Consider the following 12315-nt stretch of genomic DNA (forward strand, 5'->3'; position numbering starts at 1 on the left):
AACACACACGACCTCGCCGCCTGGACCCCGGTCTGGATCGTCCCGATCATCGCCGCCGGCCTGGCCGCGATCGTCTGGGCCGCGATGTTCCGCTACTCCCGCCGCGACGGGGTCGTACCCATCCAAGTCGCGTCGTGAAAAGTCCTGTCACACAGATCAATCCGTGCCCATCTCGGGCTGCCCGAGCCTAGGCCGACGGTGCTCGAACCTGCCCGGCCGCGCGCTGCGGCCGCTGAATCTTCCCGGCTCGATGTGAGCCGGGACTCCCGGAAAACACATGAGGAAAGTCATGAACACCATCAGCCGAGCAACGGCGCTGGCGACCCTGGCCCTGGCCGCCACGACACTGTCGATGGGCGCGGCCAACGCCGCACCAGTGCAAACGAAAACGGTCGCGGCGACCCCGGCCGCCGATAAGCCCGCACCGGCCGCATCGAGCGATGCGGACCGTAGCGCGGCGATCGATGCGGCGGTCGCGGCCACCGTCGGCGCCTACGGTAACGCCACGCACGATTCGCAACTGATCGCCACGGGTGTGGGGGCCGCCGTCGGCTGCGGTGTCGGCGCCGTCACCGGTGGCACCCTCACCGTCCTCACCACCGCGGGAACCCTGACCCCCGTAGGAGTCCTCGGTGGCTGCATCCTCGGCGGCGCCGCGTTCGGTGGACTCAGCGGTTTCGCCGCGGGCCTGACCGGGATCCCCCCGGCCGTGGCGACGGCCACCGATCAATACAACAAACTCCACGCCGAAGGCTACGTCGCCGCACCCGTTCCCACGGCTCCCTGAGCCGGACCTCGGTCGCGAGAGCACCGATCGTCCTTCGTCGGCGGTGCTGAGCCGCCCTGTCTTCCCCTTCCGATCACCTCGAATCGAGCACTGCCATGAAATCTCTGCCCCACCTCGGCGCGGTCGCCACAATGGCCGCCGCCGTCGCGATCTGCGTCGCCTCGGGTACCGCACACGCCGATACCGCTGCGCCACAACAGGATACCGATGCCGTCGGCGTTCAGGTCGCGCCCGGCGTGCAATTCACCGGCGCATCCTCCGACAACTCCGCACAACTGGTCACACCCTTCGGCACCGTGACAACCGGTGGCGGCCGGGTTGCGGTGAGCGACAACGCGCGTCGTCCGATTCTCGGAACACCGCTGAGCACCGCCGCCAACGTCGCCACCCCCGCCGCGACCGCGATCGCCCCGGTCGCACCCGTCGCCGGTGGTGACCCGCTGGCCGATCTCGGCCAGGCGTGGCATCAGGCGGGCCCCTACACCGCGCTCGGCGCCACAGTGGGTGGCACCGCCGGCGGCCTGGCCGGTCTGGTGATCGGGTGCCCGCTCGGCGCGGCCACACTCGGCAGCTTGGCCACCCTCGCCTCTGCCGCGACGCTGACGGTGCCCGGCATGATCGGCGGCTGCGTGGCCGGTGCGGCAACCACCGCGGCCACCGGCGGCATGCTCGGCGCCGCGGCGGTCGGCCTGCCCGTCGGAGCCGTGGTCACCATTCAGAAGTACAACCAGATCCAGGCCCAGCGCGCCGCCGCCTCGGTCGCTCCGCACTGATCGAAGCGCCAGGGATCGCCCGGCCCGAGTCTCGGCTCGCCGGGCGATCCGGGTTGCCTCGAGCCACCGTCGGATCAACCATGACCTGGGCGCGACTCCAGCGGTACCGGCCGGGTGTCCGGCCGACGAGGCCGGCGAAGGCGGCGATGAAGCTGCGCGGGTTCGCCCAGTCGGTCGCATCTTCGCCCCAGCCGGTTCTGCGCCCCGACTCGGCCGCCGTCGCCGAGTCGGGGCGACATGGCCTGTCGGCACACCGAGCGTGGAAATGGGGTATTTCCCCGATGGTCGCTGTCGGTGGGGCGTGCCAGTATCGAGGCATGTATCCGTCCGTGCCCGCCCTCGATGCCCGGGGGGTCGAGCTCACCGCGCCACGAATGCAACGGCGGTCCGGTGGTCGTGTCGTGGGTGGGGTGGCCGGTGGCATCGCCGATCATCTCGGGGTCGACGTCTTCAAGGTGCGCGTCACCTTCGTGCTGCTCTCCGCGCTGATGGGGGCGGGCATCGTCGCCTACGGGATGCTGTGGGTCTTCAGCCCGTCCGGTGCGGAGGGTCCGGCGCCGACGGCTCGGGAGCGGCGGCAGGCGGCCGGGCTGGCGTTGCTGGGCGTGACGCTGGCGGTGTCGATGTCCTGGCTGTTCAGTGGTACCGCGGCCCGGGTGGTCGGGCCGATCGTGGTGGTCGCGGTGGGTGCGGCCCTGGTGTGGCGGGAGTTCGACGCGGAGGGCCCGCGGTCGATATTCGGGCTGCCCGCGCGGCCCACGGTGCTCACCTGGACGCGCATCGTGGCGGGCGCGACGTTGATCGTGGTCGGGCTGGGCGTGGTGGTCCTGGGCCGGATCAATCTGAGTTCACTGGGCTCCGCGCTGATCGCGGTCGCGGTCACGCTGATCGGGGTCGGCCTGCTGACCGTGCCGCTGTGGCTGCGCATGATGCGGGCGCTGAACTCCGAGCGCGCCGCCCGCATTCGCAACGAGGAGCGTGAGGAGATCGCCTCCCATCTGCACGATTCGGTTTTGCAGACGTTGGCGTTGATCCAGCGGCAGGCCGAGGATTCGCAGGAGGTGGTGCGGCTGGCCCGCAGCCAGGAGCGCGAGCTGCGCAAATGGCTGTTCGAGGATGCCACGCCCGCCCAGTCGAGTCTGGCCGCGGCACTGCGCACCATCGCCGGTGAAGTGGAGGACCAGCACGGGGTGAAGGTCGCGCCGGTGACCGTCGGCGATGTGTCGATGGACCCGGGTGATACCGGAATCGGGCTGCCCCGAGAGCATTTCACCGCGCTGCTCGGGGCGACCCGCGAGGCGCTGGTCAACGCCGCCAAACACGCCGGGGTACCCACCATCGATCTGTTCGCGGAGGTCGAGCCGCATCAGGTGGGTGTGTTCGTGCGCGACCGCGGGGCCGGTTTCGATCCGGCCGACATCCCGGCGGATCGTCGGGGCCTGGCCAAATCCATCCACGCCCGGATCGAGCGTCGCGGCGGCACGGTGGTGATCGATTCGGCGCCGGGCCGTGGTACCGAGGTGCGGATCACGTTGCCGCGCAGTGATTCCGAGGGGGCGGAGGATGCGTCGGTCGCCGGAGGACCCGGTGGTGCCGCGGATCCCGAGGGATCGAGTGGCCCGGATATCGGTGGACCGGGCGATACTCCCGAACCTGCCACCGTTCCCGAATCAGATCTCGGAAGACATTGAGGCGCAAACTGTTCCGCGGGTGACCAGCGATGTGAAGATCGGTGTGACGAGGCCGGGTCCGGGGTCCGCGTCCAGGTTGTCGGACGGACCGTGCCGCTACAGTCGTTCGCGGATATGTTCGCGCGTCGAACAGGCATGATCAGTACGGGCGGGGCGGGGTGCGATGTGGTACCGATGATGACGACGTGCCATGCCCGGAATGCGCGTGAGTTCCGGACTCAGGTGAGGAGATGCAGTGTCCATCCGGGTGTTTCTGGTCGACGACCATGCCGTGTTCCGGTCGGGTGTGCGGGCCGAGTTGGGCCGTGAATCCGATATGGAGGTCGTCGGGGAGGCGGGTGCGGTGGCCGAGGCCGTCGCCGGAATCGCCGCGGCCCGCCCGGATGTGGTGCTGCTGGACGTGCACATGCCCGACGGCGGCGGGGTCGCGGTACTGCACGGCATCGAACAAGGCCCGGTCTGCCTGGCGCTGAGCGTATCCGACGCCGCCGAGGACGTGATCGCGGTGATTCGCGCGGGGGCGCGCGGCTATGTCACCAAGACCATCTCCGGCCCCGAACTGGCCGACGGGATCCGGCGCGTTGCCGGTGGCGACGCGGTGTTCAGTCCGCGCCTGGCCGGTTTCGTCCTGGACTCGTTCACCGGACGCTCTCCGGCCCCCGAACCGCCGCTGGATCCGGAACTCGATTCGCTGACCCCGCGCGAACTCGAGGTGCTGCGGCTGCTCGCCCGCGGTTACACCTACCGGGAGATCGCCGAATCCCTGTTCATCTCGGTGAAGACCGTGGAAACCCACGCCTCCAACGTGCTCCGCAAAACCCAGCAGTCCAATCGAAATGCGTTGACCCGCTGGGCTCATCGTCGCCGCATCGACTGACTCGGCGGGATCGCCGCGCCCTCGGCGGGCCGCGGGCCGGGGCTATAGAATTCGTCACCGAACTGGTTTCTGTTTTCGTTTCCTCAGGGGGGAGATCCCGTGCCGCCACTCGAATTTCGGCTTTCACCTGGTCAACGTGCCGCGAACGCCGCCTGGGCCGTCGTCTTGTTCGCACTTCTCGCGATATTGCGCGGCTTCACCTTCGGTCCCGCGGTCGGGATCGCCTTCTTCGTGATCGGTCTCGTACTGTCGGGGGTGAACTACGGATTGGGTGGACTGTGGGCGCTGACGCTCACTCCGGAGGGAGTGACGATCAAGCGGTACGGCACCACGGTCATCGCGTGGGGCGAGATCCAGTCCGTGACAGAGCGGAACTGGCTCGGAACCAAGCAGGTCAAGTTCATTCGGCACCGGGGCGGTGCGAAGATTTCGCTCGCACCGATGACGCACTGGCTGGCCAAGGATCCGGAGTTCGAACAGAAGCTGGCGACGATTCGCCAGTGGCACATGCAGTACGCCGGAGGGTTCAGCGGACCAGGCGTCCCGCAGCCCGGTCTCCAGCAGCCTTACGGCCAGCAGCCCTACGCTCAGCAGCAGCCCTACGGCCAACAGGCATATCCGGCGCAGCAGCCTTATATCCAGCAGCCGCAGCAGAATTACCCGCAGCAGCCCTACCCGGCGCCGAATCCCGGTGGTGCGCCGCAGCCTTACGGACAGCCTCAGCCGCAGCAGGCGTATCCATATGGCGCACAGCCTGTTCCGAATCAGCCTCCGTACCCGAATGCGCCGCAGCCCGGCCAACAGCCCTGGTAGCGGTTTCGCTCAGGGGTGTGCGGTCGGGTCTGCATCACGGCACAGCCTGTCGCAGCAGGTGTATGCCTATGGCGCAGAGTCTGTTCCGGATCGGCCTTCGTATCCGAACGTGTCGCAGCCCGGCCAACAGCCCTGGTAGCGGTTTCGCTCAGGGGTGTCGCCGTCGGTCCGGGTCGGCAGCGGTTCGGCCCGGGTTACATCACGGCGATGAGGATGACTATCAGGATCAGCAGGCCGATGAGCAGCCCGACCGCGACGGCCAGGGGTGCGGCGTTCGGACCGAGGGAGGACAGGGCGAAGGCCGGTTTGCGCTGTGGCGCAGGAGCTTTGGGTGCATTGGCGCGCGGTGGGCGGGGCAGCGGGCTGGAGTGCGGGCTGCGTAGACCGGCGGCGGAGTTGCGGGCCGCCCAGGCGGGGATGGTGCCGTCCTCGGTGCGGACCGGAGCGCCGAGAATGTAGGGCCCGGTGCCGGGACCGAATGCGGCGGTGAGGATTTCGTTGCGGGCCTCGGCCATGGTGGGACGGCGCTGCGGTGCGGGTTCCATCATGTGCAGCAGCACCTCGGTCAGTGCGCCGCTGCGGGCCGGCGGGATGATCTGGGCCATCGCGGCGCGCGTCACGATGACGTCGTTGTCCTCCTCGAGACCGTAGGGCGGATGCCCCTCGATCGCGGTGTACAGCGTTGCGCCGAGGGAGAATACGTCGCTGGCGGCGGTGGGCTGCGCGCCGCGCGCCACCTCCGGCGGCAGGTATGCGGGAGTGCCGGTGATCACGTCCTCCGGCTCGTCGGACAGATCCCCGGCGCCGCGCGAGATGCCGAAGTCGCTGAGTTTGACCTTGCCGACCTCAGCGCCCCGATCGGCGACCAGGATGTTGCCCGGCTTGATGTCTCGGTGCACGATGCCCGCCGCGTGCGCGGTGGCCAGCGCATCGGCGACCTGGGCGCCGATCTGCGCCACCTCGATCGGTGAGAGCGCGTCGGTCAGCGCCAGCGCCTTGGCGACGCTGCGGGAGGGCAGATACTCCATCACCAGCCACGGCTCGCCCGCCTCGAGCACCACGTCGTAGACGGCGATGGCGTGTTCGTGCGACAGCTTGGCCGCGACGCGGCCCTCGCGCACGATCTGATCGCGGACCACGCGGGCCTCGTCCTCGCTCAGCCCCGCCGTGGACAGGACCTGCTTGATGGCGACGTCGCGGTTGAGCAGCCGGTCGTGCGCCAGCCAGACCGCGCCCATACCGCCGCCGCCGAGTTTGGACTGCAAACGGTAGCGGCCGGCAACCAGATAGTCGGGGCCTACGATGGAGCGGGCGCGTTCGGTCACGGGCGCGAGAATAGCGGAAAACCATCTTGACTGGCCTGCTTCGGAACCACCAGGTTGATAAGAGCACCCCGGGGCGGCAGGTTTTCACCGTCGTACGAAGCGGAGATCACGTCCGGGGTGCGGATGCGTCGCAGGTCACGATGTTGCGGATGGCCTTTCCGGCTGCCGCCACCGCATTTCGCCGGATCGGACATCGATGCGTCTCATGAACGCATCACGATCGCCCATACTCGGTCTTCCGGATCGCGCGCCCGATCCGTCATCGCGCCCCTGGGTAGCGGTAGGCCGGGACCTGTTGCGTCCCAATCGGGTCGAAACACCCGGGAATGTCCGGATTCCTTCGACGCAGGGGTCTTCGCGGATATCACTGTCGGACAGCCGATTCGAGCCCAGGGTTCGGTGTGAGCCCGGGGGCGGTGCCCGGCTCGGCCCGCCGTCGGGGCTGGGGCAGCAGGGATCTCGCCGACTCATCCGGTAGCGGTGATCCGATCGGACAGGATTGCCGAAAGCGCCTGTAGCGGTTGATATATCGGTGCTGTCGGCCGAAGAAATCCGCGTCGATGCCGCGTTCGGTGGGCCCGGGATCGGTCGCACTCGAGGACGGTGTTGCTGTCGAGATCTTGGGTGAGTCCGTAGCTCATGGACAGGGCGGCCTCCTCGTTCGGAATCGCCCGGGGAGCGTCGATCGGCCTTGCCGGGTTCGCGGCCCGTGCCGGTGTCCGCCCGCAGCACATCGGCGTCACCGTTGAGCTGAGCCTGACGTGCGGATGCCGACACCGCCGTGCATGAGGTATTCCCCGGGTGACGACATGGTCGCCTGAATACCGCAACCGCCCGAGCACTCGGCTGTTCGGGCGAGGACTCGAACGCGGTAGCCGAACCGTTTCGGCGATGGGCGGATGAGCTCGAGCCCGCCGTCACGCTCGCTACTTGACGTGTCCAGGGGTTGGGGTTCTACTGACAGTCGATCGAACGTATATTCGATTTGCATCGATAGCTGGATCGGTGCTGGGACCACTCGGTGGAGATAGGCGGTCGAGGATGGGTTCGCCCGACGAGGTGCGGCACGAGCGGTTGGCCGAGTTGCGTCGGCGGATGGCCGCGATTCCGGCACGTGGGGTCGCCCCGACGACGCGGGCGCCGCTGTCGCGGGATCGTCGCGGTGAATCGCTGCCGGTGCCGTCCGCGCTGGGGGAGCTGTTGCCGGAAGGAGGGCTGGTCAGGGGCTCGGTGGTCGAATATTGGGGTGCTAGTTCGTTGCTGGCCGGGCTGCTGGCAGCGGTGACCGGCGCCGGTGGACATGCCGCGGCGGTCGGCCTGCCCCGGCTCGGTCTGCTCGCGGCGGCCGAAATGGGTGCGGATCTGGCGCGGTTGGCGGTGATTCCCGATCCCGGGCCGGATCCGCTGGAGGTTGCTTCCATATTGCTGGATGGTCTCGATCTGGTGATGCTCGGTATGGGTGGCCGGGAGGTGCCGCCCGCTCGGGCTCGCGTGCTCGCCGCCCGCGCTCGCGGCAAAGGAGCCACGCTCGTTGTGGCGGGTGGCCGCTGGAGTGGCTCGGCTCTGCGTATCGATACCCGGGTCGCCGGTTACGGCGGTCTGGGTATCGGCCGCGGACGTCTGCGCACCATGCGCCTGGACGTCCGCGTCCGCGGCCGCTCGACCCCGCATCGCACCGGTGCGCTCGACCTGGCGCCTCGGGAAGGACGCATCGAATGGATTGCGGCACAGTCGAATTCGCCAGTTTCTGCAATCGCGGAGGCGCGTCATGCGGCCTCATGACCCGTGCGCTGCCGCGATCGGGGCACTCGGACCGCCGCCGTTCGAGACCTGGTTGGTCATACCGCGGTCGCCTGAGTGGTGGTCATGCGGTGCGCGGTCGCCTGAGCCGCAGTTGCCTGTGGTACGGCTGTCTGAGCCGCAGTTGCCCGAGGTACGCCTGCCTGAGCCGCAGTTGCCTGAGGTACGGCTGCCTGAGCCGCAGTTGCCCGAGGCGCGGTCGTACGAGCTTTGGGAGTTCACGCCGCGGTCACCCCTGTTCCGGTCGTCCGGGCCGCGGTTGTTCGTGTTTCGGTCGTCCGAGCGGTGGACGTTCATGTCCTGGTTGCGGGAGTTGTGGTTGCCGGAGAGGGGGGTATCCGTGTTCCGGTCACCGGTGTCGCTGGCGCCTGTGTCGCGTTCGCCCGACGTGGCCGGTCGCGATTCTGCTGTGTGCACCACGGGGATTCGCGAACCGTGTCGGTGAAGGCTCGGCGTACGTCTCGGGTGCTGGCGCTGTGGTGCCCGGACTGGCCTGCTGTCGCGGCTGCCGCTGCGGCGGACATCTCGCCGACTCGGCCGGTCGTGGTGTTGCACGCGAATCGGGTCGTGGCGTGTTCACAGCTGGCGCGGTCCGCCGGGGTGCGGCGCGGGTTCCGGCGACGGGAGGCGCAGGCGCGATGTCCCGATCTGTATGTGGCACAGGATGATCCGGACCGGGACGCGCGGTTGTTCGAACCGGTGGTGACGGCCGTGGACGCGACCGTGCCCGGGGTGGAGGTGCTGCGCCCGGGTCTGCTGGTGCTGGCGGCACGGGGTGCGACGCGGTTCTTCGGTTCCGAGGAGGAGGCGGCCGAACGACTCGTCGACGCGGTGGCGGCGACCGGGGTGGAGTGCCGGATCGGGGTCGCGGACGAGATGTCCACCGCGGTCCTGGCCGCGCGCCGGGCCGCCCTCGTGCCACCCGGAACGGGTGCGCGGTTTCTGGCATCGCTGCCGGTGAGCGAGCTGGCCGTCGAGCCGAGCCTGGCCGGTCCGGAGCGTGCGGATCTGGTGGACCTGTTGCACCGCTTGGGATTACGGCGGATCGGCGATTTCGCCGCGCTGACTCCGGCGGAGGTCGCCTCCCGATTCGGCGCCGACGCGATCGCGGCGCACCGCTGCGCTCGAGCCGAGCCGGAACGTGCGCCCGCCGTCCGTCCGCCCGCGCCGGATCTGACCGTGGAGTACCCCTGCGACCCGCCGATCGACCGGGTGGATGCCGCCGCCTTCGCCGGTCGCCTGCTGGCCGTGCGGCTGCATGATCGTCTGGCCGCCGCCGCGGTGGCCTGCACCCGGCTCGCGGTGACCGCGGAAACCGCTGCCGGAGAACGTCTTTCCCGGATCTGGCGATGCGCCGAACCGCTCACCCCGGAGGGCACCGCGGATCGGGTGCGCTGGCAGTTGGACGGCTGGCTCACCCATCGCGCCCTGGCTGGTCGGGGCCCGGGCCACGACGGTGAACGGACCGGGGACGCGGCGATCGTTCTGCTGCGCCTGGAACCGGTCGAGGTCGTGACGGCCGGTGCGCTGCAACTCGGCCTGTGGGGCGGGGAGGGCGAGCAGGAGGAGCGGTTCCGGCGCGCGCTGGTCCGGGTGCAGGGCCTGCTGGGCGGGGATGCTGTGTTGAAAGGGGTGCTGAGCGGTGGTCGCGGCCCCGTCGAACGCATCACGCTGATCGCGCTCGGCGACGAACAATCACCCGCTGCCGACCCCACACTGCCCTGGCCCGGCCGTCTTCCCATGCCCGCACCCGCGGTGGTCCTGATCGATCGCCCCGTGGTGATCCTGGAATCCGCCGCGGGCGCCCCGGTCTGGGTCACCGACCGCGGCCTGTTCACCGCCGACCCGGCCCGCCTGCGCTGGGGAACCAAGGACTGGCAGGTCACCGCATGGTCCGGCCCCTGGCCCCTGGACGAACGCTGGTGGTCCGGTGTACACACCGACGCCGTCCGCGCCCAGATCCTCCTGCAGGACGACGTGATGGTCCTGCTCCTGTTCGGCCACGACCACACCTGGCACGCGGAGGGCCTCTACGACTAGCCACCGATCACGATGGCCCGCGGATCCTGCCCCGTGCGGCGGGCCACTGCCTGTCCGGGAGTTCTGCGATCAACCGAACCGAATCGATCAGCAGGTGATCGCACTGCGGACACGGAGGTACCGCAACCGAGCGATAGCCGTTACCGAACACTGGTAATCGGCATATCACTCGGTTGCGGAGGTCAGGGCCTGGAGATCCAGAGCTTCCGCCCGGCCGGAATGAACCCGGCGCGCAGAGATCGACCTCGCGCGGCCCCAGGACGTCCGCGATCTGCCGTTCGAGCTGATCCGCCGCGGCATGATCGTTGCGAGAAGAGGCGCTGGTCCGACTCGGTGGGTGCCGAGCTTGCGCATCGCCGCCGGCGGCGGGGTCTCGGCGACCCGTATTCTGGCTGATCGTGGAGTCGATGGTTACCAGTGTTTCGCTGCGGGGCGTGCGGATCGCCTATCGCGATTCCGGACCGGCGGCCGCGTCGCATCCGCTGTCCGAGGTTCCGGTGCTGCTGGCACACGGCATGGGTGGGGACGGGCACACCTGGGATCGCTTCGGGCGGCGGCTGTTTCGGTCGGGTCGCCGGGTGATCGTGCCGGATCTGCGCGGACATGGGCGCAGTGCGCACGCCGGCTCCTATCGGTTCGACGACTTCGGCGCGGATCTGCTGCGGCTGTGCGAGCAGCTCGAGCTGACCTCGGTGGATCTGGTCGGGCATTCGCTCGGCGGTTACGCGGTGTCGTGTGTGGCGATCGAGCGGCCCGAGCTGGTGCGTCGCCTGGTGATCGAGGAGCAGCCGTTGCCGCTGCGCTCGGACGCGGAGCACCTCACGCTCACCCGCCGACTGCCGACGGTGCCGGAACTGTGGCACGCGACGACCAGTCTGCTGCGTCATCCACGCGCGGTGCTGGCCTTCGACCGGTCGATGACCCGGATCGCGCTGGCGCAGTTCCGCACCCCGAATCCGCAGTGGTGGGAGCGGCTCGGCGAGATCGCCGCGCCGACCCTGATGTTGCGCGGCGGCCCCGGCGGCATGGTCGACCCGGACAAGCTGGCGCTGCTGCGCGCCACCGTCCCGGACTGCACGGTCGAATCCTTCGACTGCGGGCACAGCATTCACCGCGACCGTTATCGCGAGTTCGCCGCCGCCGTCCTGCCGTTCCTCGGGCACTGACGTTCCGGTGGGCTGTGAGGTGTCGGAGAGATGACCGGATTCGAGGGAATGTCGTGTTCGGCCGCCGCCGCGGTCGACATACCGCTACCCGGCAGTGCGACGCGGGTGAGCGGGTGGCTGTGCGTCGAACATCCCGGGGCGTGGGGACGCGACGTGATTGGCGACGAGGTGCTCGGTGCGCGGATCACCACCGAGCTGGCGGCCCGCACGAAGGCCGCACGGGTGCGCCCCACACTGATCCGGCGGCCGGGCCGCAGCGAATTCACAGGTGCGCGAACGGTTCTGCTCGCCGCGACGCGTCCGGAGGGGTCCTGGTGCGAACGTCTGGAGATCACCGACCTCGAACAACTGCTCGACCTGGACCTGCATCTGCTGAACGGTCCCGCGCCGGGAATCGGTGTGCCCGTGCCGGATCCGGTGGTTCTGGTGTGCGCGCACGGTAAACGCGATCAGTGCTGCGCGCTGCTGGGCCGTCCGATCGCGGCGCGGCTGGCCGCGGAACATCCCGAGAAGGTCTGGGAGTGTTCGCATACCGGCGGTCACCGCTTCGCCCCCGCGATGGTGCTGCTGCCCTCCGGTCTGACCTACGGTCGCGTCGATGCGGACGCCGCACTCGAAGCGGTGGCGGCTGTAGGTCGCAATGAATTGTCACTCGACGGTTTCCGTGGCAGAAGCTGCTACGCGCCGGTCGAGCAGGTAGCGGAAATAGCAGTCCGCGAACGACTTTCACCCGAGTCGCTCGAACTCGGCGAACTCGCCGTCACCCCGGCCCCCGATGCCGTCGCCTCGTACGATCCGGCCACGTTCGCCGGTGCCGCCCTGGTCACCCACCGTGACGGCCGCCGCTGGCTGGTCACCGCCCGCACCGTCGCGCACGCCCCGCGCCAGGCCAGCTGCGGAGCCGCCCCCAAACCCGCCGCCGCGATCGTCGCCGGCGAGCCTCGCCTGCTCTCCTGACAGCGCGGTCCCGCGCGGCGATCCGGCGATCGGACGCGCCGTAGTGCTCGTCGATGCGCAGCAGCGGCCGGTCCAGGCCTGGCACG

11 protein-coding genes are annotated in these 12315 nt (G+C 69.5%); 9 read left to right on the forward strand and 2 right to left on the reverse strand.

From position 1 onward, the window contains the following. Window positions 1-289 precede the first annotated feature (289 nt). From NM2_RS26120 to NM2_RS50690, 5 genes are all read left to right on the forward strand, one after another. Window positions 290-787: a hypothetical protein gene (locus NM2_RS26120; RefSeq protein ID WP_067673875.1), complete on the forward strand. Its 498-nt coding sequence runs from the start codon at window positions 290-292 to the stop codon at window positions 785-787. A gap of 95 nt (window positions 788-882) precedes the next feature. Next, window positions 883-1560: a hypothetical protein gene (locus NM2_RS26125; protein ID WP_067673877.1), complete on the forward strand. Its 678-nt coding sequence runs from the start codon at window positions 883-885 to the stop codon at window positions 1558-1560. A gap of 317 nt (window positions 1561-1877) precedes the next feature. Next, the gene (locus tag NM2_RS26130; RefSeq protein ID WP_084531562.1) at window positions 1878-3251 is read left to right on the forward strand and encodes an ATP-binding protein; all 1374 of its coding nucleotides are present in this window, start codon (window positions 1878-1880) and stop codon (window positions 3249-3251) included. 241 nt (window positions 3252-3492) lie between these two features. Beyond that, window positions 3493-4128, forward strand: coding sequence for a response regulator (locus tag NM2_RS26135; protein WP_067674015.1), 636 nt, complete (start codon window positions 3493-3495; stop codon window positions 4126-4128). A 99-nt stretch (window positions 4129-4227) separates the two neighbouring features. Then, entirely contained in the window at window positions 4228-4941 is a 714-nt protein-coding gene (locus NM2_RS50690; RefSeq protein ID WP_067673879.1) for a hypothetical protein, read from the forward strand. Window positions 4942-5135: 194 nt separating this feature from the next. On the opposite strand, the gene NM2_RS26145 is transcribed toward NM2_RS50690, so the two are convergent. Together NM2_RS26145 and NM2_RS26150 are read right to left on the reverse strand one after the other, a co-directional pair. After that, a complete protein-coding gene (locus NM2_RS26145) occupies window positions 5136-6266 on the reverse strand; it encodes a serine/threonine-protein kinase (RefSeq protein ID WP_067673881.1) in 1131 nt (376 codons plus the stop codon). Further along, window positions 6263-6460 (reverse strand): hypothetical protein, encoded by a 198-nt coding sequence (locus NM2_RS26150; protein ID WP_067673883.1) that lies wholly within the window; start codon window positions 6458-6460, stop codon window positions 6263-6265. Before NM2_RS26150 ends, NM2_RS26145 begins: the two co-directional genes overlap by 4 nt. 847 nt (window positions 6461-7307) lie before the next feature. On the opposite strand from NM2_RS26150, the gene imuA' reads away from it, so the two are divergent. From imuA' to NM2_RS26170, 4 genes are all read left to right on the forward strand, one after another. Further along, the gene (gene imuA' / locus NM2_RS26155; protein WP_067673885.1) at window positions 7308-8048 is read left to right on the forward strand and encodes a DnaE2-dependent mutagenesis accessory factor ImuA'; all 741 of its coding nucleotides are present in this window, start codon (window positions 7308-7310) and stop codon (window positions 8046-8048) included. 453 nt (window positions 8049-8501) lie between these two features. Continuing rightward, complete coding sequence (locus NM2_RS26160) at window positions 8502-10106, forward strand: DNA polymerase Y family protein (protein ID WP_439956921.1); 1605 nt, start codon at window positions 8502-8504, stop codon at window positions 10104-10106. 407 nt (window positions 10107-10513) lie between these two features. Continuing rightward, window positions 10514-11272 carry an alpha/beta fold hydrolase gene (locus tag NM2_RS26165; RefSeq protein WP_174575679.1) on the forward strand — a complete coding sequence of 253 codons (759 nt, stop codon included), beginning with the start codon at window positions 10514-10516 and terminating at the stop codon, window positions 11270-11272. Between the two features lie 30 nt (window positions 11273-11302). After that, on the forward strand, window positions 11303-12229 hold the full coding sequence (locus NM2_RS26170) for a sucrase ferredoxin (protein WP_067673889.1): 927 nt from the start codon (window positions 11303-11305) through the stop codon (window positions 12227-12229). The last annotated feature ends 86 nt before the right edge of the window (window positions 12230-12315 follow it).

Source organism: Nocardia miyunensis NBRC 108239 (assembly GCF_001613065.1).
In the GTDB taxonomy this organism is placed as follows: domain Bacteria; phylum Actinomycetota; class Actinomycetes; order Mycobacteriales; family Mycobacteriaceae; genus Nocardia; species Nocardia miyunensis.

What these genes read in the sequence shown, in the direction of transcription:
- NM2_RS26120 (WP_067673875.1), top strand. Translation starts at nt 290, where the DNA reads ATGAACACCATCAGCCGAGCAACGGCGCTGGCGACCCTGGCCCTGGCC.
- NM2_RS26125 (WP_067673877.1), top strand. Translation starts at nt 883, where the DNA reads ATGAAATCTCTGCCCCACCTCGGCGCGGTCGCCACAATGGCCGCCGCC.
- NM2_RS26130 (WP_084531562.1), top strand. Translation starts at nt 1,878, where the DNA reads ATGTATCCGTCCGTGCCCGCCCTCGATGCCCGGGGGGTCGAGCTCACC.
- NM2_RS26150 (WP_067673883.1), bottom strand. Translation starts at nt 6,460, where the DNA reads ATGTCCGATCCGGCGAAATGCGGTGGCGGCAGCCGGAAAGGCCATCCG.
- imuA' (WP_067673885.1), top strand. Translation starts at nt 7,308, where the DNA reads ATGGGTTCGCCCGACGAGGTGCGGCACGAGCGGTTGGCCGAGTTGCGT.
- NM2_RS26165 (WP_174575679.1), top strand. Translation starts at nt 10,514, where the DNA reads ATGGTTACCAGTGTTTCGCTGCGGGGCGTGCGGATCGCCTATCGCGAT.
- NM2_RS26170 (WP_067673889.1), top strand. Translation starts at nt 11,303, where the DNA reads ATGACCGGATTCGAGGGAATGTCGTGTTCGGCCGCCGCCGCGGTCGAC.